The organism is Maribacter sp. (genome assembly GCF_039974175.1).
In the GTDB taxonomy this organism is placed as follows: domain Bacteria; phylum Bacteroidota; class Bacteroidia; order Flavobacteriales; family Flavobacteriaceae; genus Maribacter_C.
In genome coordinates, this window is sequence record NZ_JBDWJN010000010.1 from 232,399 (window position 1) to 255,600 (window position 23,202).

14 protein-coding genes are annotated in these 23,202 nt (G+C 39.7%); 12 read left to right on the top strand and 2 right to left on the bottom strand.

The window, feature by feature from the left end; all coding sequences use genetic code 11:
• Window position 1: 1 nt before the first annotated feature.
• Both ABJN95_RS10060 and ABJN95_RS10065 read right to left on the bottom strand, forming a co-directional pair.
• Window positions 2-4,144: an amino acid adenylation domain-containing protein gene (locus ABJN95_RS10060; protein WP_348370265.1), complete on the bottom strand. Its 4,143-nt coding sequence runs from the start codon at window positions 4,142-4,144 to the stop codon at window positions 2-4.
• A gap of 15 nt (window positions 4,145-4,159) precedes the next feature.
• Window positions 4,160-4,387: a phosphopantetheine-binding protein gene (locus tag ABJN95_RS10065; protein ID WP_348370266.1), complete on the bottom strand. Its 228-nt coding sequence runs from the start codon at window positions 4,385-4,387 to the stop codon at window positions 4,160-4,162.
• 412 nt (window positions 4,388-4,799) lie between these two features.
• Between ABJN95_RS10065 and ABJN95_RS10070 the strand changes: the two genes are divergently transcribed.
• The 12 genes from ABJN95_RS10070 to ABJN95_RS10125 all read left to right on the top strand — a co-directional run bounded on the left by ABJN95_RS10070 (window position 4,800) and on the right by ABJN95_RS10125 (window position 23,198).
• On the top strand, window positions 4,800-6,071 hold the full coding sequence (locus tag ABJN95_RS10070) for a HupE/UreJ family protein (protein WP_348370267.1): 1,272 nt from the start codon (window positions 4,800-4,802) through the stop codon (window positions 6,069-6,071).
• Between the two features lie 11 nt (window positions 6,072-6,082).
• A complete protein-coding gene (locus ABJN95_RS10075) occupies window positions 6,083-10,093 on the top strand; it encodes an amino acid adenylation domain-containing protein (RefSeq protein WP_348370268.1) in 4,011 nt (1,336 codons plus the stop codon).
• A gap of 26 nt (window positions 10,094-10,119) precedes the next feature.
• Window positions 10,120-11,448 (top strand): glycosyltransferase, encoded by a 1,329-nt coding sequence (locus ABJN95_RS10080; RefSeq protein WP_348370269.1) that lies wholly within the window; start codon window positions 10,120-10,122, stop codon window positions 11,446-11,448.
• 8 nt (window positions 11,449-11,456) lie between these two features.
• On the top strand, window positions 11,457-12,170 hold the full coding sequence (locus ABJN95_RS10085) for a 4'-phosphopantetheinyl transferase superfamily protein (protein WP_348370270.1): 714 nt from the start codon (window positions 11,457-11,459) through the stop codon (window positions 12,168-12,170).
• Between the two features lie 135 nt (window positions 12,171-12,305).
• Window positions 12,306-13,946, top strand: a complete 1,641-nt coding sequence (locus ABJN95_RS10090; protein ID WP_348370271.1) for a TldD/PmbA family protein — start codon at window positions 12,306-12,308, stop codon at window positions 13,944-13,946.
• A 28-nt stretch (window positions 13,947-13,974) separates the two neighbouring features.
• Complete coding sequence (locus ABJN95_RS10095) at window positions 13,975-15,288, top strand: TldD/PmbA family protein (RefSeq protein WP_348370272.1); 1,314 nt, start codon at window positions 13,975-13,977, stop codon at window positions 15,286-15,288.
• Between the two features lie 101 nt (window positions 15,289-15,389).
• On the top strand, window positions 15,390-16,013 hold the full coding sequence (locus ABJN95_RS10100; RefSeq protein ID WP_348370273.1) for a DUF4159 domain-containing protein: 624 nt from the start codon (window positions 15,390-15,392) through the stop codon (window positions 16,011-16,013).
• 11 nt (window positions 16,014-16,024) lie between these two features.
• Window positions 16,025-17,026: a MoxR family ATPase gene (locus ABJN95_RS10105; protein ID WP_348370274.1), complete on the top strand. Its 1,002-nt coding sequence runs from the start codon at window positions 16,025-16,027 to the stop codon at window positions 17,024-17,026.
• A 10-nt stretch (window positions 17,027-17,036) separates the two neighbouring features.
• Window positions 17,037-17,933, top strand: coding sequence for a DUF58 domain-containing protein (locus tag ABJN95_RS10110; RefSeq protein WP_348370275.1), 897 nt, complete (start codon window positions 17,037-17,039; stop codon window positions 17,931-17,933).
• Complete coding sequence (locus ABJN95_RS10115) at window positions 17,934-19,226, top strand: BatA domain-containing protein (protein ID WP_348370276.1); 1,293 nt, start codon at window positions 17,934-17,936, stop codon at window positions 19,224-19,226.
• Window positions 19,223-21,454 (top strand): tryptophan-rich sensory protein, encoded by a 2,232-nt coding sequence (locus tag ABJN95_RS10120; RefSeq protein WP_348370277.1) that lies wholly within the window; start codon window positions 19,223-19,225, stop codon window positions 21,452-21,454. The genes ABJN95_RS10115 and ABJN95_RS10120 overlap by 4 nt, the downstream gene beginning before the upstream one ends.
• Complete coding sequence (locus ABJN95_RS10125; RefSeq protein ID WP_348370278.1) at window positions 21,447-23,198, top strand: hypothetical protein; 1,752 nt, start codon at window positions 21,447-21,449, stop codon at window positions 23,196-23,198. Before ABJN95_RS10120 ends, ABJN95_RS10125 begins: the two co-directional genes overlap by 8 nt.
• Window positions 23,199-23,202 lie beyond the last annotated feature (4 nt).

Sequence of the window (23,202 nt, forward strand, 5' to 3'; positions counted from 1 at the left end):
GTTACTCTTCCAAGAGTGCTACAAGCGTTGCTTCTATGTATTTTGCATATTCTGAAACCGTTGGCAGTTCGAATATTTTGTTCAAGGGAAACTTCATTTCGACTTCCTCGTTAATTCGTGCCGTAACGCGAATTGCAGCAAGAGAATGGCCTCCTAATGCAATAAAATCATCATGAACCCCTACCTGTTTCAATCGTAGAACCTCTTTCCAAATAGATGCTAAAAGAACTTCGATTTCACCTTGGGGAGCAACAAAGGGAGTTTCCATCTCGAGCTGCGAATTGTTTAAGGCTTTTAATGCAGATTTATCTACTTTTCCATTTGAAGTCAAAGGCAACTCATCCAAATATTTGAAATGAGTTGGTATCATATGGGCAGGAAGTTCTTTTTTTAAATGATTTGTCAAATCTATCGAACTAAGTTTTTGCTTACCGGTATAATAACCAACCAATCGTTTTTGTTCTAGTTCGCTTTCGCTTGATTCCGTATATCCTATTTCTTGCATGATACGCTTCACTTCGACTTCATCAATCACCTCATTAATTTCTTCAAGCGTTTCTGTTCGTGTTTTGTGACCCATTCGAACATCCCAACTGTACGGAAAAGAATAATTGCTATACCCTTTTTCCTTTTTATGAACGTAAATCCCCAACTGATTTATGGTGCAATTGGTAGAACGACCTGTATCCGTAGGCCTTACCCAATCAACTTTCTCTTTTAAGAACACAAGCATTTCTTCTAAACTGACATCGCTATAGCGATAAAAGTCAACGAATTGAACTTTATTGAACGTTTCGTCATCATTAAAAGCAGAAACATTCATTAGATCTTTTACAGCATCCTCTTCCTGATGATAAAGCTTCCGTGCTTCGAGAATAGTATCATCAATTTTGGCAACATCTGCATTCTTATCCCAAAATAATTCTTCAGTCAATCTAGTTTCAAAGAACTGACCTCGAGAAAGGCCGGTGACTACAAAAGGTATTTCGCTCTCTAAAGCGATTTGGGTCGCCAAGGTATAGATAGTCTTGAAACAACCATTGCAAACATTATGATGGCGGTGAAGGCTATCAACGAAAATCTTGTTCATATGTTCGGTAGTAGCATAGACATGATCTACATTCAATTTACTCACAATGCGATCTATATTACCCTTTGCTTGGTCAGAGATATATCCATTATCTAAGGTAAAGGCCAACACTTTTAACCCCATATTTATTAATTGAGCAAGAATATAGGTGCTATCCTTACCACCACTTAAGAGTGAAATACAATCGTAGTTTGGACTTTGCCCTCTTTTCGACATCAATAAATTGCGCAACTCATCTTCGGTTTTAAAATATTTCTGCGCTTCTTCTTTGTATCCTTGGAAAGCATTACAGACGTGGCATACCCCATTGTCATCAAAATCGGTATTGGGGTAGTTGGAAGGTAATCCACATTCGGAACAGTTGACAACTTCATTTTCAGGAATGGCTTTTTCATTTTCAATAACAACTACGGCAGTGTTATCAACACTTTCGTGTTTTAATAAATTGGCTTCGATATCGGTCAATTCGATTCGGAACCCCTTAAGTTTTACCTGCTCGTCAAGTCTTCCCAAGTATTCAAATTCTCCAACAGCATTTATTCGAGCCAAATCACCCGTATGATACAATTTCTGGCTCGTGTTAAAAGGGCTCTGAATGAATTTCTCTGTCGTCAATTCTTCCAAATTCAAATATCCTTGAGCTAAACCTGCACCCGCCAGATATAGTGATCCGATAACCCCCTCAGGAACCAGGTTCAGATAATCATCGAGAATATAGGCTTGTACACCAGTGATGGGAGAACCAATGGCAACCGAAGTATTGGTATGTATGGCTTTATCGAATCGAGAAACTATACAGCCTACGGTAGCTTCGGTGGGGCCATATTCATTGAAAATTTGTACATCCTCTCCAAAGCTTTCTTGTAGGTCTACGGCTAAGGTTGTTTTAAAATCCTCACCGCCAACAATCATTGTTTTGATTTCGGAGGCAACATGATTATTTCCTTGAATTAAGGCCAAATGCGATGGCGTAAGTTTTATACTGTTGACCTTGTTCTCCTCCAATACTTCCATTAATGAAATATCTGGACCATTGCCACTCTCCTTATAAACAACTATTTTACCGCCGCTAATCAAAGGCAAAAATGTGGATGTGATGGTCAAATCAAATCCAATTGAAGTAAATAAGGGAAAAACAAAGGGCGTATCGGTCTTATAGAACACCTTGGCCCATGATAGATAGTTAGCCAAAGATCCGTGCGAAATCAGTACGCCTTTAGGGTTTCCGGTAGAACCGGAAGTATATAAAATATAAGCGAGGTCCTCTCGTTGAATGGCAACATTGAAGTCTACCGCACTCGTTTCATCGATTTCAGACTGAATTTTTTCTAGGGTTATCAAAGGAGTTGTGCCTGCAGAAATATGCTTTTCAAGCTCAGCATTGGTGAGCAGTAAAGCACAAGCCGCATCCGACAGGATGAATTTTATTCGTTCAGCGGGTTGATCTGAAGCAATAGGAATAAAGGCAGCTCCTGTTTTTAATACCGCTAGTACGCTAAGAATGTAATCCATAGATCGATGCATATGAATTGCTACCTTCTGGCCTTTTTCAATACCACATTTCTTTAAAAAAGTGGCGAGCTGGTTTGATTTTTCATCAAGCTCTTTATAGGTGTAGCCATCGCCTTTACGACTTATAGCTTGCTGTGCGGATACAGATTTTACAACCTTGGCAAACTGGTCTATTACCAAGTTCTGGGAAGAAACTTGGGTAAAATTATCTGTTCTATTCTTAGTTTGTTCTTTGGTTAACAAACTCGGTTTTTCAACAACTGTATGAATATCATTCAAAAATGAGTCCATCAGATTTAAAAAATGTTGAGGTACCTTTTCAATCAGACTTTCATTAAAAACACTGTGGTTTAGATCAAACAATAGCTCTAATTCTCCGGTATTATCAAAATCAACCACATGACAACGCACTTGATGTGATATATCAATATGACCTGGATGAATCCATTCCGATTGTACTTTGTTTCCATCAAAATCAGAAAAACTAGCATTAATAAAGTTTAAAATGCTATTAAAGCTACCACCTATTTCAGGTGTCACCATACCCGGTTGCGCATAACGCAGATAGTCATTGCTTTCTAATTTTATACGGTTCAAAACGTCAAAAAACGTGTCATGCTCTTCAAACCGCACATAGAGTGGAAATATTTCCATAAACAGACCTACGGTTTCCTTGAAGGATTTATTCGCACGGTTGTGCATGGGAGCTCCAAATGCGAAAGATTTTTGTCCACTGATGCGATAGACAAACGACGCATAGATTGTTGATAGGAGATTGAAAAGTGTCAAGTTTTGAGTCCACCCTTTAATTTCAGGATTTTCTGCTAGCACCTTAAGTTTTTGACAACGTTCAGTACCAAGTTTTACGGCTATTCGTGTGGAAGCAGTGGTTTTATCATAAGAAGGACCGCCGTATAAGGCCGGAAGCCCTTTGGTGGTTTCGACTTTCTCCTTCCAATAGGTCTTAATATCGGTATTATCAGTATCTAAAAATGCATCTTTCTCAAACTCGATATAGGATTGAAACTTCGAAGAATCTGCTATCTCAATTGTTGAGTTTTTCTTTAAATTTTGATAAATAGCCGATAACCGGTTAAAAACCAAGGTAGCAGAAACGGCATCAGTAATTAAATGATGCATGTTTAGAAACCAGATGTAGTTTCCATCCTTTAACCTTAATAATGCAGTATCAAATGCTTTTGTTGATAGTTCTAGCATATGTTGCGACCGCGCTTGAATCCAATCGCGGATATCGGCTTCCTGCATGCCTGTGCAATCAACAACAGCTGCCGCGTGCACTAATTTTGTTGTAATATACTGAAACGGAATCCCATCTTTTTCTCCAAAATTTAGGCGTAAAGCATCTACATCATCTACTAACTTTTGAAATGCAGTTTGAAAAATAGCTTCCTCAATCTTTCCATAGATTTTAAAAGAATGTGCAGTATTATGAAGCGGTATATTCGGATTCAGTTTTTGACCGGCCCATAGTTGTAATTGACTTTGGGTAAGCGGGAAAACATTTTCAATTCTTTTTTCCATAGCATTAGTTTGGGCCTAGGCTGAAAAATAACTAGCTATCTTTTCTACAGTCTCGAAGTTATCGATGGTCATATCCTCTGCAGGAACACGCTTCTTAAACTGCTTTTCAAGAAAGAGAATGAGTTTCATCATTCCCATAGAATCTACGATACCAGTCTCTAGAAGATTATCACTCGAATTGATCTCTAGCAAAGGTTCTGATGTAATTTCATTCTTGATGTAAGCTACTATTTCTTCGTTCATCTAGGTTGGAGCAATTGGTTATCAAGTCACAGTTAATATACGGGTAGCACCCCATAATTAGTTGACAATACGGACTAGATAATGTGCAATTTTTTTTTTTCAAAGTTAAGATAACTAAAGCAAGTTTCGCCAAAATACAACGGTTAATAAACAGCATTATTAGTGCAATCATCGAAAAATTAACATTTTTGCTATCAATACTTTAAAATAATTCCATATTTACCTTGTGTTTTAAGATATTCGCACCTGAGCATTGATTTGGTTAATTTTATCATATTTCGCTAGACAATAGATTCTATCTATACCAAAACGTTGCGTGAACGTCTGTTTTATGACTAATTTTATAAGGAATAATAGCCGCCCTAAATTGCTAGCTATTTATTTTTTATTTGATTCAAATAAAAAAAAAACTATGAAAAAACTACTTCTGCTCATTCTATGGGCTTCTTTGCTGTTCCCTATTTTTACGTTTTCACATCAACCTAATCAAAGTATCATCTACATGCGAGTATACCAAGAGGCTGGTATAGACGCTCGTTTTGAGATTAATGTGAATCAACTCAATGATGCATTTGGTTTGAACTTACCAAAGTATCCTAAATGGGAGGATGTAGCACCCCATATGGATATGATAAAGACATATCTCTTAAAGACGACCTCTTTTTCGTCAAAATATGGTAATCACAACATTATTTTTACTGATGAGGATACTTCGATGGTTTGGACAAGTTTTGGGTATTTTGTGAAGGTGCCTTTTCACTTGGAGAATTCCGAAACATTGCCTGACGACTTGATCGTAACCTATTCCGCCTTTATCAACGAGATTCCGAATACGCGTAATCTATTAACAATGGAATACAATTGGAAGGCCGGTTTGGTAAACAATGAAACCATGTTCGCCCTTGATTTTACGGAAGGTAAGGTCACAAAAACACTAGATTTGACCGAGAAATCGATGTGGAAAGGCTTTGTGGCAATGGTTAAGCAAGGAATTTGGCACATTTGGATCGGATTAGACCATATACTCTTTTTACTCGCCTTGATTTTACCCTCAGTTGTTCGTCGCACACAAGCCGCTGAAGTGGGTTCAAATGTGGCGGCCAGTAAACGAAAGTTTGCTATTTGGGGCTGGGAACCGGTTAAAAAGTTTCGGCCTGCGTTTCTATACATTATTAAGATAATTACCTTTTTTACTATTGCACATACCATTACCTTGAGTTTGGCAGCATTAAATATCATTGTATTGCCCTCAAGACTGGTCGAGTCTATAATTGCCTTATCTATTGGTTTGGCAGCATATCATAATATAAAGCCCATCTTTAAAGGCAAAGACTGGTTAATTGCTTTTGTATTTGGTCTTTTTCATGGCTTCGGATTTGCAAGTGTTATGGGTGAATTGGGCTTTAAAGGTGAGTTTCTGACGCTTACCCTCCTCGGCTTTAACATCGGAGTTGAAATAGGTCAAGTACTTATAATTGCACTTATTTTTCCAGTGCTTTATTTCTTGAGAAAGTTAAAATTGTACCCCAAACTTCTAGTGTATTTGTCAGCCCTTCTGATCGTCATATCATTGTACTGGTTATTTGAACGTGCCTTTGACATTGATCTACCCCTAGATGAAAACATTCGAACTTTTGGAGGTGATATTTTAAGGGCGCTAGGACTAAGAAGGCCTTTGGAATAAAAGTTTGCATATTGGAAAAAGAAAAAGAACTACATAATGGCAAGGCTTCTTTGCTGAGTCAATGGAAGTCTAAGAATAAAACTGAAGCTAGCTCCTCTAAGATACCTAAAGCTCCGGAGGATGCCGTTATTCCATTATCCCATGGGCAACGAAGATTATGGTTTTTACAGCAGCTATACCCAGATAGTCCGTTTTACAATTATTCGGAGCGGTATGTTTTTGAAGGAAAACTCAATGTTGAAAGGCTTATCCAGGCTCTAGAATTGGTCTGCAATAATCATGATATTCTGCGCTCGACATATCATATGGCAGATGGTGAGCTCTTCTTAAAAGTTGCTTCCAAAGCCAATATCAAGGTAACTACCCATGATTTTAGCGCACTAAGTGAAGAGGAGGTAGATGAAACAGCGCATAAGGTCTTGTTATCTGACTCGCAATATTCGTTCGATCTTTCGCAGCATCCACTAATTCTTGTGTCTGTAATTAAGCTTCATGAGACCAAACATATTTTGTTGCTGACATTGCATCATATTTCTACTGATAAATGGTCTATGGGGGTATTGCGAAAAGAGTGGGCGAGCTACTATAACAAGTTAGGTTCGAATGCCACCCTTGAAAGGCTAAACCCCAATATTCAATACTCTGACTTTACGTATTGGCAACAAAATCAAGAGGTTGATGCCAATCAATTGAACTATTGGAAGGATAAATTATCAGGAGATATACCTTTAATTAATCTTCCTGTTGATTTTCCAAAACCGGCTGAACCAAGTTTTAGAGGCGGAGCTAGTACAACACAATTTTTTTCAAAAGAACTATCGGCGTCCATGCTCGATTTAGCAAAGCAATTGGAGGTTACCCCCTACGTTTTGATGCTGTCTGTTTACTATGTTTTATTATTTCGCTATAGTGGTCAAAAAGACATTTTAATTGGATCTCCAGTCGCCAGTCGTGATCAAACAGAATTAGAAAATTTAATTGGATTTTTCAATGACACCCTAGTTTTACGTACCGAACTTGCTCCGAATTTGCCTTTTAACGAATTGGTAAAACAAGTAAAACAAACTACGCTCGATGCGTTCTCAAATAAAGACGTACCGTTTGACACCTTGGTAAAGGAATTGAAACAAGAACGTTCACTTTCAATAAACCCGTTTTTTCAGGTAATGTTCTTATACCATGCGGTGCCTGACACACCGTCTTTTGGTGCGGACCTTTCCTTGCACCATGGTTTTTTCGACGCCGGGGTATCAAAGTTCGATCTTACGCTCTACATTTCTGAAGAAGATGGTATACTTTCTTCTACGTTTGAGTATACCAGTGACTTATTTAAGGCATCTTCAATTGATAGATTCCAAGAACATTTCAAAAATCTTTTAGAAGGTATCCTTAACGACCAGAGTCAATCCATTTCGGAAATCCCCTTGTTAACCGAAAAAGAAAATCAATTTTTTAATGCCCAGAATTCAAAACTAGAAAACCCTTTTGATAATTATAGCGGCATACATGATATCATAAATGATATCGGTCTGCAGTATCCAAATCGTACGGCGATTAGTTACCTAGATGGCCAAATGACCTATGAGGAACTGAATAGTAGGGCAACCGTATTGGCCAAAACAATTTTGACCAAAACCCAAAGTAGAAACGAGATTGTCGGTTTGTGCATTGAGCGATCGCTAGATATGATAATGGGGATGTTGGCCATATTAAAGGCTGGCTGCGCATATCTGCCAATAGACCCCAAATTTCCTGAGCAGCGAATCGACTTTATGCTCAATGATGCCGATATAAAAGTTGTGCTAACCCAATCAAAGCTCAATCAACTATTCGCTAGTTCTGACAGTCATCTTGTTACGGTTGATGACATACTTGATAGCGATGCTAACTCCGATCTTGACCTTCCAAGTGTTAAGGAGAGTGATTTGGCCTATATGATATACACCTCTGGAAGCACTGGAAAACCGAAAGGTGTGCCCATAACCCATAAAAATATTATTAATTCTACCGGAGGAAGATTGCAGTTTTACGATAAAAACCCAGAAGTCTTTTTGTTGATGTCATCTATTTCATTTGATAGCTCAAAAGCAGGTATTTTCTGGACGCTTTGTACTGGTGGAAACCTTGTAATCGCAGAAAATCGCATTGAACAAGATATCGCGCGAATAGAGGAAATAATTTTTGAGAACAAGGTGACCCATACGTTAATGCTTCCATCTCTTTATAAATTGATTCTTGAGCATGGTCACACTTCCAATTTAAAGAGTTTGGAGACTGTAATGGTTGCAGGGGAGGCCTGCCCACCATTAGTATGTGCAGCCCACTTTGAGAAATTCGATGCTGTTGCTCTTTATAATGAGTATGGCCCTACCGAAGCTACAGTTTGGTGTATTGCTCATAAAGTAGAAAAAGCAGATGCTACTGGAACCATTCCATTGGGTAGACCTGTGGCAAATGCAGCTATTTATTTACTGAATGAATCTCTGAATTTGGCTCCTGTTGGTGCTGTGGCAGAAATATATGTCGGTGGTGTTGGGCTAGCGGGAGCATATTACAACAGACCAGATTTAACATCCAAGGCGTATGTACAAAGTCCCTTTGGAAATTCCCCTGAAGACAAACTGTATAAGACCGGTGACTTAGCAAGATATCGCCCCGATGGAACGATAGAGTTTTTTGGAAGGGCAGACGAACAAGTTAAAATACGGGGGTACCGTATTGAACTAGATGAGATTGAGAGGGCCATAGAAGAATACGAGAGTGCGAAACAGGCTGTTGTAATAGTTGAAACTTTTGGTGCCAACCAAGGCAAACGACTGGTGGCATATGTCACTTCAAATGGCAGTTTAGATATCACCAAACTTAAAACAAACCTTAAGGAGCGCCTTCCCAATTATATGGTTCCCAGCCAAATGACACTAGTAAATGAGATTCCGACCTTACCCAACGGGAAAATTGACAAAGCTGCTCTTCAAAAGTTACGTAAAGAAGAGTTGTCACTTAGCTCTGATGAATTGGTCTTGCCGGCGAATGATTTGGAATCGCGATTGCTTGCACTGTGGCACGATGTACTTCAAATCGATACTATTAGCACGCACGATAATTTTTTTGATCTGGGTGGCGATTCAATTCTGAGTATTCAATTCATTGCAAAGGCCAAAAAGGCGGGTATGGTACTTTCACCAAATCAAATATTCGATTATCAAACCATTTCGAAACTGGCGTCTTTTTTAGATGCTAAGGAAACGCCAAATGAAGAGTGGGATTATTTGGTAGCCCTGAGAAAAGAGGGAACTAAGAAGCCGTTATTTTGTATTCATGCAGGCGGTGGACACATCTTTTTTTACAATGTATTGACCAAACATATCGATTCAAATCGACCCATATATGCGATACAGGCCGCAGGCGTATATGCCGAACAACATATTCACCATAGTATAGAGCAAATGGCTGCAGATTATTTGAAAGCCATGAGAAAAGTACAAGCTGAAGGCCCCTACAATATTATGGTATACTGTTTTAGTGTTGCAGTCGGACACCAATTGGCGAAGCAGTTAAGCGAGCAGGGTCAGCTGGCCAATTTGATAGTAATGGACACCATGGCCGACCCTTGGAATTTGAATACTCCTAAGCGCTTAAAGATGCGCTTCAAGGGATTTGTTAAGCGCTCCTTGAAAAACCCCTTTAAAACCGTTTCAAATATGATAGCGGTAAGGTGGGTATATTACAAATCGAAATTTAAAAAGGCGAATGCAACCCCCGAAGAAAGAGCCTTAATTGAAATGAACGCCAACTTAGGAAAGATTTGCAAGGTTTACGAATGGAACCCAGTAAAGGGTCAAGTATCAATTATACTTACCGAGAAAGAGGAAGAAAGTATAAATACCGAAATTGTCGCGTCGTGGAAGACCCTTGTTTCGGGCGATATTAAGGTAGCGCGTACAAAAGGAATTCATAGAAACTTATTTGAAGAACCTGATGTGAAGGCAGTTTCTGCAAAAATTGACGAATTTGCAATCTAAAAAGGAAACTTTTCTAAAAACGAAAGATGCATATAGCGGTTGCAGCACCGAATTTAACGGGTAGGCTTCATTCCACCTTTGAGTTGGTCTCAAGATTGGAAAGCGAAGGCCACACCCTTACGTATCTCTGTGATGCTGAAATTGCAAAGAAAATCAAAAAGCAAGGATTCAGTTATGTTGAAATTCCTGCTATAAACTTCAATTTTATTGATGTCAATCAACCAAAAAGCCACTCTTGGTTTCACAAATTCCAATTCCATTTTAGCAATTTAGGGAAACACTATCGCCGGGGAAAACGAATATTACATCTTGACGAATACAAACAAATAATAGACAAACTTAACCCTGATATGGTTTTGGTCGATGTTGAATTGCATGATTTGATTTTCACGGCCTTAGCGTCAAAGCTGCCTGTAGTACTATTTCACACTTGGTTTTCAGATAAAATAGATATCAACTTACCACCAATACGCACTGCAATCATTCCTGGTAAAGGTTTTAGTGGCAGTAAATTGGGTATTTCGCTTGCTTGGATTAAGATGAGGTTAATGGTGTATGGTAGATTATACATTAACAAGCTGAGGTTTAATAATTACAGAAGAGGAGTGTTTAGGAATTATGCTATGGAAATTGGGTTTTCGAGAAGTAAAATGATGCTGAATACGCTGCCGCCACTGTATAGCTTTAAAGACTTACCCATACTTACAATGGCTATGAAAGAGATGGAATTTCCTCATACTCCCGAAAAGAACTTGAGGTATATCGGTCCTTTGGTATTTGAAAATAGAGTAGGGGTACACAGTGATGAGGAGACCGAAAGGCGCTTGGCCGAAGTGTTGTCAATAAAAAAAAGATTAAATAAGAAACTGATCTATTGTTCGGTGAGTAGCTTTGTAAAAGGTGATGTGTCTTTTTTGAAAAGAGTAATTGAAGCTGCAAGTGGCCAAAATGACTGGCTTTTGATAATGACTTTGGGAGGTAATATTGAACCTGCATTACTTGGAGAAATTCCTAAGAACGTATTTTTATTTAGCTGGGTTCCGCAGCTGAAGGTGCTGGAAAATGCAGATTGTAGTATTAATCATGCTGGAATAAATAGTATCAATGAATGTCTCCATTTTTCGGTACCTATTTTGGCGTATTCCGGGAAGTATTTTGACCAAAATGGGAATGCCGCTCGAGTAGCTTACCATGGCATAGGCATTCGAGGCGACAAAGATGTAGATAATAGTACAACAATAAAGCACAATATTTCAAGAATTTTAGAGGAGCCCACCTTTCGGAATAAGATGATTGAAATGCATGGCAATTATGAAGATTATCGCCAAAGAAAACTAACTCCATTTCTTATTTAACCACTAAGATGGAATTAAAGAAACAAGAACTTCCTGAGCAAACAATACACTTTTGGTATTGTGATTTTAATAAAAACAGAGCTAAGCTTGAGCCCTACTATGCCTTGCTCTCAGAAGACGAGAAAGCGCGAAGCGGTAGATTCAAATTTGACCGAGACAAGGAGTGTTACATTATATCTAGAGGGATTTTAAGGCTATTGTTAGCGGGCTACAGTAAGCAGCAGCCTCAAGATCTTCATTTTGACTATACACCGTATGGAAAACCTTTTCTATCGCACGATAATGCTATAAAATTCAATATATCCCATTCTGGAAATATGGCCGTCTTTGCTTTCGTAAGAAATGAAGAAATCGGCATAGACGTCGAGCGTATAAAAGATGACTTCGACCTTTTAGAACTTGCACAAAGTTTCTTCTCTACAAAAGAAATACTAGCTTTAGAAAAGCAATCCAAAAAAGATTTACCCCGCGCTTTTTATCGGTGTTGGACGCGAAAAGAATCCTTTATCAAAGCCGAGGGAAGTGGTCTTTCGTTTCCTTTAGACCAGTTTGCTGTTTCTTTAGAAAATGATGAACAGGCCGAGCTGCTCTATACGCAATGGGATTCTCAAGAAAAAGAACATTGGCAGCTCTTTTCTTATGTTCCAGCCCGAGCATATATAGCGGCAGTAGCCATCAGAAGTCGAACACTAGGTTTTCACCAGTACAACTGGGATGCTTGAATGCGCTGCTGGCACTTCTTTTTTTAACTTCTTAAATTTATCTTAAAAGTTTTTAGACAAGAGGGTATTCAGTTCGTGGAACTGATGCTTTTAACTATATTACGAGAGGTTTTCTAAAATCAAAAACAGACACAAATGAAAAGAAGAGATTTTGTTCAAATGTCCGGTTTAGGGGCAGGTGCTCTATTATTACCCACCACCATGATGGGAAATGCTATTGCAGCCGAAGCTTTGCTAGCTCCTGGTATGGATGTTATGGTAAAAAAACGCATGGCAGATGTAGCCCTTAATACGGCAAAGTCGATGGGTGCTACCTACGCCGATGCGCGAATAGGTAGGTACTTGAATCAATATGTATTCACACGTGAAGATAAGGTTCAAAATGTGGTAAATACCGAGTCCTTTGGTATAGGTATCCGTGTTATTACTAATGGTACATGGGGCTTCGCCTCAACCAATAATGTCACAGAAGAAGGAATTCAAAAAGCTACAAAACAAGCCGTTGCTATAGCTAAAGCGAATTCAAAATTCCAGAAAGAACCGGTTGTATTGGCACCGGTTTCTGGTCAAGGGGAAGTTAGCTGGAAAACACCTATTAAGAAAGATTTTAAAGATGTACCTGTTTCCGAAAAGGTTGATTTACTGCTTAGTGCAAATGCTGCTGCCCTTGACAATGGAGCCAACTTTGTAAACTCTGCGCTTTTTATGGTCAATGAGCAAAAGTATTTCGCTTCGACCGATGGGTCTTATATCGACCAAGATGTGCATCGCATCTGGCCAACTTTTGGCGTTACGGCGGTTGATCAAGCTGCTGGTAAATTTAAAACAAGACAGGCTATGAGTGCCCCAATGGGTATGGGATACGAATATATGGACGGATTGGCATCGGAGAAATTAGATGGTGCTGCGGGTCTTAAGTTGTATCGCAATAGCTACGACATGGTTGAGGATGCCACAACTGCTGCCAAACAAGCAAAAGAGATGCTGACGGCGAAATCGGTAGACCCCGGTAAATATGACCTTGTTCTCGAGCCCAACCATCTAGGTTTGACCATACACGAATCGGTAGGGCATCCGACTGAACTAGATCGTGTCTTGGGTTACGAGGCTAACTATGCAGGTACTAGTTTCGCTACCATAGACAAATGGGAATCAAAAGATTTCAAATACGGAAGCGATATTGTAAATATCGTAGCAGATAAAACTCAAGTTGGTTCATTGGGTGCTGTAGGTTATGATGACGAAGGAGTGCCCTGTAAACAATGGGACATCATTCGCAACGGAATTTTGGTGAATTACCAAGCCATTCGTGATCAGGTTAAAATGATAGATCAGAACGAATCTCATGGTTGTTGTTATGCGCAAAGCTGGAACGATGTACAATTTCAGAGAATGCCTAATATTTCGTTGGAGGCCGGTAAAGATCCCTATTCAGTTCAGCAAATGATAAAAGATGTCGAAAAAGGTATTTATATAGCTGGTAGAGGTTCCTATTCTATAGATCAGCAACGATACAACTTCCAATTCGGAGGTACCGTATTTTATGAGATAAAAGATGGCGAAATTGTAGGAATGTTAAATGATGTGGCTTATCAATCGAATACGCAAGAATTCTGGAATTCGTGCGCCAAAATATGTGATCAGAGTGACTACCGTTTGTTCGGTTCATTCTTTGACGGAAAGGGGCAGCCGCCACAAATAAGCGCGGTTTCTCACGGTAGTTCTACCTCTAGATTTAATGGCATCAATGTTATTAATACGGGTAGATCGGTCTAATCTCCAGTTTCATTAAAAGATAATTACAATGGCAATATATACAGAAGAAGAAGCAAGAAAAATTATGGAGAAGGCATTGAGCTTTTCCAAAGCCGATGCTTGCGAAGTAAATTTAGAAGGTAGTGAAAGTGGTAATATTCGCTACGCGAGAAATTCAGTGTCCACTGCAGGGCATCGTTCGAACCAAACTTTGGTGGTACAGTCTAATTTTGGCAAGCAAATGGGTACGGCAACCATCGACGAATTCGATGATGAATCGTTAAAAAGGGTAGTTGCGCGATCGGAAGAGCTCGCTAAGCTGTCCCCGGAGAACCCTGAATTTATGGGTCCTTTAGGACCACAAGTTTATGATAAGGCAATAAATTATGTCGATGCGACCGCCAATATAACGCCCGAATTTAGGGCGGAGGTTGCGAATAGTAGTATTGAACCTGCAGCCGCAAAAGATGTCACAGCGGCCGGTTTTTTAGATGACTCCGCAGGGTTTAGCGCCATGCTCAATTCAAAAGGACTTTTCGCTTATAACAAGGAAACTAACCTTGAATTTACCGTTACCATGAGAACCAATGATGGTACTGGATCGGGGTGGGTTACAAGAGATGTTAATGATGTCACTAAATTCGACGCGAAAGAGGCTTCCAACACGGCTATCGATAAGGCCATTTTGTCACGTGAAGCCAAAGCCATCGAACCCGGCAAGTATACGGTTATCTTAGAGCCATCTGCTGGCTTGGGTCTTTTAAATGGTTTGGGTAGAGCTATAAATGCGCGAACGGCAGACGAAGGGAGGAGTTTTATGTCTAAGGATGGAGGAAATAAGATCGGAGATAAAATCGTTGATGAACGCGTAAAGCTTTGGTCAGATCCGTTAAATCCAGAAGTGCCCAGCGCCACATGGAATGGTGCCGGTCAACCCCTAAAGAAAACAACATGGATTGAAGATGGTGTGGTTAAAAACTTGGCATACGGTCGGTTTTGGGCAAAGGAAAAAGGCGTGGAACCCGTACCTTTCCCCAGTAATTTCATAATGGCAGGGGGCAATGCCTCCTTAGAGGAGTTGATCAAAAGTACCAAGAAGGGAATTTTGGTTACGCGTTTGTGGTATATACGTTCAGTAGACCCACAAACATTGCTATACACAGGGCTTACAAGAGATGGAACTTTTTATATTGAAAATGGAGCAATTAAATATCCGATTAAAAATCTAAGGTTCAATGAAAGCCCTATCATAATGCTTAATAACCTGGAGACCTTGGGCACGCAAGTTCGCGTTGATGGCAATTTGATTCCATACATGAAAATTAGAGATTTCACCTTTACCAGCTTGTCTGATGCGGTTTAATCTGTTTTGATATACCTAACAAATCTCCGATGCTTTCACTGTATCGGAGATTCTTTTTTGTATCCAAGCAATCCATTTTTAACGGTTTTCTTTATATCTAGATGCTAAGCAACGCTTTTTTCTTTACCCGATTACAATACGAGTCAGGCGACTGGGATGTTGATCAACGCATGCCATCTAACCTATTGAACTCCTTGGTCGAATACACAACCCTTTCTGTTGATAAGCAGGAAAAAATCATAGCCTTAGCGAGCGATGATATTTTCAAATCTCCCTTTTGTTATCTTTCGGGTCATAAATTGGTTCAGTTTACAAAAGAAGAAAGAACGAATTTCGAGAAATACGTCAAGAATGGAGGATTTGTTTTTGTTGATGACTGCAATCACGACATTGACGGATTGTTTGCAAAGTCTTTTGAACGGCAAATGGAGGATATTTTCGGCGCTGGAGAACTTAAGAAAATTCCGAATAATCATGAATTGTATACCATCTTTTTCAAGTTTGAAGACGGACCGCCTACTACCTCTCAAGAGCTGAATGGATGGGGTGATGATTTGGTTCATGAATATTTAAAGGCGATTGAAGTAAATGGTAGAATAGGGGTTTTATATAGTAATAAGGACTATGGTTGTGAATGGGATTATGATTTTAGAAACAAACGCTGGTACAAAATAGATAACACCCGCTTTGCAGTAAACATCGTGATGTATGCGCTTACATCGTAAATTTTTTTTGAATGGATAAACATTTGATAGCAGTACAAGAGGAGGTCGCAGCCTTAACTGAAAAGCTTGCCAACTTAAAAGCAGAAATGACGAAAGTTATCGTTGGCCAAGAAGAAACAATCGAGCACTTGCTCATTGCTTTTTTGGCAGGAGGTCATGCGCTTTTAGAAGGGGTACCTGGCCTAGCGAAAACTTTAATGATAAAAACATTGGCTAAAACCATTGATTTGGAATTTAGCAGAATTCAATTTACACCCGATTTAATGCCTTCTGATATTATTGGTACGGAAGTTCTGGAAGAAGACCACACAACGGGAAAGAAGTTTTTCGAATTCAACAAGGGACCAATATTTGCCAACATCATTCTTGCAGATGAAATTAATAGGACGCCCCCTAAAACACAAGCGGCACTTTTGGAAGCTATGCAAGAATTTAAGGTTACCTATTCGGGAAAGACCTATGCGCTTGATAAACCCTTTTTTATTCTTGCTACGCAAAACCCTATAGAACAGTCGGGAACATTTCCGTTGCCGGAAGCTCAACAAGATCGATTTCTACTTTACATTAAAATTGGTTATCCTAGTGCATCGGAAGAAAATGACATTCTAAAGCGTACAACTGGCACCAAAAAGGAAGAAGTAAAAAAGATTCTATCGGGCAAGGAAATACTGCGACTGCAAGAATTGGTGCGGGAAGTACCCGTAAGTGAAGAGCTTATTGATTGGACTAGCAGAATTGTCAGAGCCACAAGGCCTGATTTTACAACCGATACCTATGTCAAGGAATGGGTGAATTGGGGAGCCGGACCAAGAGCGGGACAGGCAATGATCCTCACGGCAAAGGCTAGAGCCTTACAAGCCGGGCGCCTGGCGGTTACCCTCGATGATCTAAAACATGTGGCATATCCGGTACTGCGACATCGGATTATCGTGAACTTTAAGGCTGAAACAGAGGGCATTGCTTCCGATGCTATTACAAAACATTTATTGAACACCATAGGGCTTTCCTCTTAAAACCATTTTCGTGAAACAAGATTATCGACAACTACTGCAACCGAAGATTATCAATAGCCTCTCAGGGCTATCATTGATTGCAAGCGTTGTTGTTGAAGGTTATTTGTCTGGTTTGCATCAAAGTAGACGCGTAGGGGCTGGCTTAGAATTCAGTCAGTATAGGGCTTATGAACCTGGTGATGATCTTCGTTTGTTAGACTGGAAAATGTTGGCGCGTTCAGGAAGATACTATGTCAAGCAATCGGAAATTGATACGCACATCACCGTAAAGTTTATTTTGGATGCCAGTAAGTCGATGCTGCATCAAGAAAACGGAATTGCAAAATTAGACTATGCCAAGGTTTTGATAGCTTCATTGGCCTCTTTGGCCCAAAATCAGGGAGATAAGATTGGCCTTTTTGCTTTGAATGATCAAAGCTTAAAAACGGTTGCTCCTGTTTTGCACAAACAACAATACACCCGATTTTTACACCAATTGATATCGGTTGAAGGAAAAGGGAAATGGCCTGAGAAAACCCTCGAGTTTGACAAGCTACATGATAGAAGTCGTAAAGAATTACTCTTTTTTATTACCGATATGCATGAGGATGCAACAGAATTGAGTTCAAAAATCAAGGGTTTAAAAACGAAAAGAAACGAAGTTGTAGTGTTGCAGATTATGGGTAAAAACGAACTGCAATTCAATTATGATGGATATGTGATTTTCGAAGATTTAGAAACCGGTACAAAGGTCAAAGTAGATGCAAAATCAGCTAAAAGTAATTATCTAAGGGCATTTCGAGAAACCATGGGTGTTACTAAAGATATGTTACTCTCCAATGGCATAGCACATCATTTGTTTTCGCTCGACCAACCCATCGGGGAAGCCTTGAAGCTATTCTTAAAACAAAGAACCTACCTGATGTAAATGATATTCGCAAATGCTACATATCTATGGGGATTGCTGGGGCTATTACTCCCCATTGCGATACATTTGTGGAGCCGTAAGAAGGTGAAGACTATAAAAGTGGGTAGCACCAAACTTCTGGAGGCTTCAGAGCCAAAACAGACAAGTAGCATCAAGCTGAATGAACTATGGCTACTGTTTCTAAGGCTCCTCATGCTATCCGTATTGGTTTTCATTCTTGCAGAACCTGGCACTCTCCGAACGGAGAAAAATGACGCCCTCAACTATGTTGTAGAAGCGAGTTTGCTGAATGACGAGCGAATGCGAACAATTTTAGATACTGTGCCTAAAGAATCAGTTAGGATACTGAAAAAAGGATTTCCTAAATGGGGTGATTATGAATTTAATGTATCTAACCAACCGCCATCCTATTGGCAGCTAGCACAGCAAATGGATGCAATACCCGCAGACAGTATTGTGATTTTTTCAGAGGGATCGATAACAAAATTGCATGGTGCCCGCCCAGAAATTTCAGCAAATACGAGATGGATAGTTCTTGAGGCAGATAGCGCAAAACAACAGCTACTTGAAGTAGCGCATAAAGAATCGTATGCCGAAGTGCTTTCTGTTTCCAGCGGGGCTAAATTTCTGTCGTTTAAAAAAGATACTATTTCGTTAGCTAGTGACTTGATAACAACCAATCGAAATAAGGATAGCGTGCTCCTATCGTCTTACAACGCAAAAGATTGGATGGCCTTTACAAAGCAGCGACCCATACAGATCGGTATTCTAGCTCACGATACGCTATACAGGCAAGTGCAGTATTTGAAAGCCGCATATCGCGGAATTGCACACTATTTAAATCGACCTGTGAAAATAGAAATTTTAAAGCGTCCAAATGATGTTAGCGACTTTGATTTTGATACTCTAGTTTCTTTTGATAACGAGCTCCCCGTAACCTTGGAAACAAACCTTTTGCAATACAGACCTAATATCTTTTCAAATCAGTTAATCGTTGAAGGACCAACGAAAACTATTTTTCATCTCACCAGACTTTTAGATATTGAAAATATTGTAAAGGAACATCTTCCCCAAAAGCTACTAAAACTTTTGCAGCTACGAACAGACCTATCTGATGTAATAAATTCAAACGATTTACGAAGTGTTGCCGAAAATGAATTGCAGCCGATTAAGTCTGAAAAGGAAAGCTTGAAAAATAACGCCCGCCTTTTTGAATTAACTCCTTGGCTCTGGCTATTTTTTATGGTGCTTGTTGTTGGCGAGCGTGTGTTATCAAAAAGTAGGAAACAATGAGAGATAGCGGCGAACATATAGTTATACGGCTTAAAAAGCGGTGGCAAGTATTGTTATGTGCTCAAGCCGCACTGTATGCATTGGGTATGGCCTTGGTTGTATTAGCGATTAGTGAAAGTGCCCTTATTGCCTTTTGTTGTTTCACTGTTTTTAGTGCAGTATTGTTTTTGTTCAAAAAGCCCTGGCAAATTACTTTGAACAAAATTTCTAACTTTTTAGATGAAAAATTAGGAAGCATGGAAAATAGTACAAGCCTGCTCTTAGTTCCAAAAGCTGAACTCTCTAATCTGGCGCTCTTACAACGATATAAAGTGGAAGAACGATTGAAATCTCAAATCGATCAGGTTCCACCTAAGGTTTCTTTGAAAAAGTCGTTTCTCTTGCTTTTGGTTTTTGCAATTTCTGCATTCCTCCTTTATTATCTCAATGTGTTTGGTAAGACGCATACGACGAATGCAACTATAGCAGACAAAGAGGTCATTGTTTTTCAAGCTGTCGATTCTACTGAGGTTATAAACACAACTCCAAGTATTGAGCGACAAAAACTCAACATACGGTACCCGGCCTACACCAATTTGTCTCCCAAGACAAGCTCCAATATGAATATCAAGGCTTTGGAAGGTTCTCAAATCTTTTGGAGTATTGACTTTGACAGGCCTGTTGACAGTGTTTTTATGGACAGGGATACTCAAAGTTATCCTTTGAAAAGGAACAGTGGAACATATTTGCACAGTACCAAATTGACCCAAGCAGGGTTCTATAACTTCAAGTTTAAAGCTCTTGATGGCGCGTATTACGTATCTGATCTTTATGCCATAGAGCTTGTTAAAGATGCGGTGCCTGAAATTGAAGTGCAGCAGCTGAAGCAGTTTAGCACATTCGACCTAAATGATGATAAAAAATTGAAATTTAGTGTTTTAATTACGGATGATTATGGCATTTCCGATGCTTACATTATCGCAACGGTTACCAAAGGGGAGGGAGAATCTGTAAAGTTTCGGGAAGAACGCTTGGCTTTTGAACGCGATTTGAATGCTGGAAGTAAGAAGTTAAGCCTGACTAAAACCATAGATTTAGAGGCGTTAAAAATGGAAGCTGGTGACGAGTTGTACTTCTATATTGAGGCACTTGACGTCAAACAGCCAAATTCTAATCGTACACGAAGCGAAACTTTTTTTGCGGTAATACGTGATACCGTTTCAAATACATTTGGGGTCGAAGGTACCATGGGCGCTGATTTAATGCCTGATTATTTCAGGAGCCAACGACAGCTCATCATTGATACAGAAAAGTTAATTGCAAGTAAAAACCAGCTATCGGTCAAGGAGTTTAATTTTACCAGCAATGCACTAGGTTATGACCAAAAAGCACTTCGATTGAAGTACGGTGAATTTATGGGCGATGAAGCCGATTCTGGAATTCAAGTTACGGAAGAAGTTGAAGTAGAAGAACCATCGGAAGAAGAACAGGAAGAAGAAGACCCACTAAAAAAATATACCCATGACCATGATGGAGATACTGAGCACAATGCAGTTGATCACGATCATGACGAGGAAGAGCCTGCAGAAGGAGACGAAGGTCCACTAAGTACTTATTTGCACAATCACGATGACCCAGAAGCAGCGACACTTTTCTCACAATCTTTGAAAAGCAAGTTACGCCAAGCGATGGCTGAAATGTGGGATGCTGAACTTCACCTTCGTTTGTATACTCCCGAAAATTCCTTGCCCTACCAATTTAGGGCTTTGAAGTTGATACAAGAGATCAAGAATAGCGCTAGAATTTATGTGCATCGTATCGGTTTTGATCCACCACCCATAAAAGAGGATAAACGTTTAACAGGAGAAATTGATGCGGTTAAAACTTCTGAAAAAGTAGACGTGATTTCAAACGAAGATGCATTTGAAGCGATGCGGAAAGCGGTAACTCGTATTGCTGAAATCTATGCGAACGGCTCTGCTATTACAGATAATGATAGAACACTTTTTAAAGCTGCGGGAAATGAATTGGCTGTTTTGGCTATTGAAAAACCTGGAAGTCATCTCAACACCCTGCAAAGCCTGAAATGGCTATCGGAGAAAAAACAAAGCTCGTGGCGACAGTTGTTAGAAGTACAATCTGGACTTTTGAATGCGCTACCAGAATTGGCTATTAATCCTAATAGGCGAATTCTTTTTGAAAATGAGATCAATACGTTGATGCTTAAAGAATTAGAAATCAATGATTGATGCCAACCTTTTTCAAAACTTCAAAATGTTTTGGCCTGTTGTTTTCATAGCCCTAGCCTTATGGCTACTATTTGTATGGAAAGAGAGGAACACAGCTGCCAAAAAGCGATTCTATTTGCACAGTCTGATTTCTCTAATTACAGTGGTTTCGCTCGCTATGTTGGCCTTGAAGCCTTTGAGCACCGGTATGGTACATACGAATGTAGGGGTGTTGTTGACCGATAGATTTAGTCAAAACCGTCTGGATAGTTTAAAAAAGAAGATTAAAGGAATTAAGCCTGTTTACTATAAAAAGAACCTGCCTATCAGCGAGGTTTTAGATTCCCTTGGTAGCCTTTTTGTGCTTGGGAATGGCGTAGAACCCTTTGATTTTTGGCAATTTGAAAATCGTACCGTAAACTATTTAGGTGCAGATGTACCAGATGGCATTGTTGAATTGAAATATACCAAAGAAAATGTTCTAGGACAGAATTTAGAAATTAAGGGGAGCTACCGGCACGCACAGGCATCTACTAGGCTTGTACTACAAAACGCAGCTGGTCGAGGGCTAGATTCTGTAGAATTGGAGGCAAAAGAATTGCAAAATTTTGAACTGGCCACAGCGGTAAAGGCCAAAGGTAAATTTGTTTTTGAATTGGTAGAAAAGGACTCTTTGGGGAAAATACGCTCGAGTGAACCTGTGCCTTTCAAGGCCGTATCTAATGCATATCTCAAAATTTTACTGGTAAACGCCTTCCCCACTTTCGAGACCAAATATCTCAAGAATTATTTGGCTGAGATGGGCCATGAAGTAGTAGTTCGCAGCCAATTGACCCGTAATCGCTACAAGTTTGAGTATTTAAACACAAACCGAATTCCCGTCTATCGATTAGGTGAAAACGAATTGGAAAGCTTTGATTTGTTGGTACTTGATGGCAATTCGTTAAAGAGCTTATCAGAAAGTTCATGGGAAGCCATTGACAAGGCAGTGAGAACTAAGGGGCTGGGTATTTTTATAGAATGGGAATCAGCGTTGTTCACTCGTCGGTCGGAACGCCTAGGTTTAGCATTTGAACGTGATGCAGTTTCCAAAGTTACATGGAATGAATTTCCAAATGTAGCTTTGGAGAAATTCCCGTATCGATTTGTGGAAAGCAATAATTCGGAAGTAATTCATCGCTCTAGTGGAGGCCCCATAGTAGTGTATAAAAGAAAGGAGCGGGGTAGGATAGGAACCAGTTTATTACAAAGCACATATCAATTACTATTAGATGGTAAAACGGAAGTATATCGTCGCTACTGGACGGATATTGTAGATGAATTGTCTAAAAAGGAAGAACTGATTGCAGCATGGCAGAGGTATGAAAACTTTCCTTTAAAACAGCATCCTTTTGAGTTTGAATTGCGAACTAGGGTTAAAAGGCCTCATGTTTATACTGCAACCGGAAGCGCTGTAGCACTTCGCCAAAGTATCGACATGCCATCGCTTTGGAGTGGAACGGCGTATCCTGCTCACCAGGGCTGGAACGAATTGCGCCTAGACAAAGCTTTGCCCGAAGTTTTAGATTACTATGTGGTTGATAGTCTTGCGTGGCAGCCCTTGCGGGCTCATTCTTTACAAAAGGCGAATCGAAGGTATTTTGCAGCTGCGACCCATGAACCTCAAAAAACCATTGTTTCTACTCCCATAAAACCATTCTGGTTCTTCTTACTTGCGCTCATGGGTTTAAGCTATTTATGGTTGTACCCTAAGTTCTTCCGTTAATTGG

Excerpts from the sequence above, each read along its gene's own strand:
- ABJN95_RS10060 (WP_348370265.1), bottom strand. The coding sequence starts at position 4,144 with ATGGAAAAAAGAATTGAAAATGTTTTCCCGCTTACCCAAAGTCAATTA.
- ABJN95_RS10065 (WP_348370266.1), bottom strand. The coding sequence starts at position 4,387 with ATGAACGAAGAAATAGTAGCTTACATCAAGAATGAAATTACATCAGAA.
- ABJN95_RS10070 (WP_348370267.1), top strand. The coding sequence starts at position 4,800 with ATGAAAAAACTACTTCTGCTCATTCTATGGGCTTCTTTGCTGTTCCCT.
- ABJN95_RS10080 (WP_348370269.1), top strand. The coding sequence starts at position 10,120 with ATGCATATAGCGGTTGCAGCACCGAATTTAACGGGTAGGCTTCATTCC.
- ABJN95_RS10085 (WP_348370270.1), top strand. The coding sequence starts at position 11,457 with ATGGAATTAAAGAAACAAGAACTTCCTGAGCAAACAATACACTTTTGG.
- ABJN95_RS10090 (WP_348370271.1), top strand. The coding sequence starts at position 12,306 with ATGAAAAGAAGAGATTTTGTTCAAATGTCCGGTTTAGGGGCAGGTGCT.
- ABJN95_RS10095 (WP_348370272.1), top strand. The coding sequence starts at position 13,975 with ATGGCAATATATACAGAAGAAGAAGCAAGAAAAATTATGGAGAAGGCA.
- ABJN95_RS10100 (WP_348370273.1), top strand. The coding sequence starts at position 15,390 with ATGCTAAGCAACGCTTTTTTCTTTACCCGATTACAATACGAGTCAGGC.
- ABJN95_RS10105 (WP_348370274.1), top strand. The coding sequence starts at position 16,025 with ATGGATAAACATTTGATAGCAGTACAAGAGGAGGTCGCAGCCTTAACT.
- ABJN95_RS10115 (WP_348370276.1), top strand. The coding sequence starts at position 17,934 with ATGATATTCGCAAATGCTACATATCTATGGGGATTGCTGGGGCTATTA.
- ABJN95_RS10120 (WP_348370277.1), top strand. The coding sequence starts at position 19,223 with ATGAGAGATAGCGGCGAACATATAGTTATACGGCTTAAAAAGCGGTGG.
- ABJN95_RS10125 (WP_348370278.1), top strand. The coding sequence starts at position 21,447 with ATGATTGATGCCAACCTTTTTCAAAACTTCAAAATGTTTTGGCCTGTT.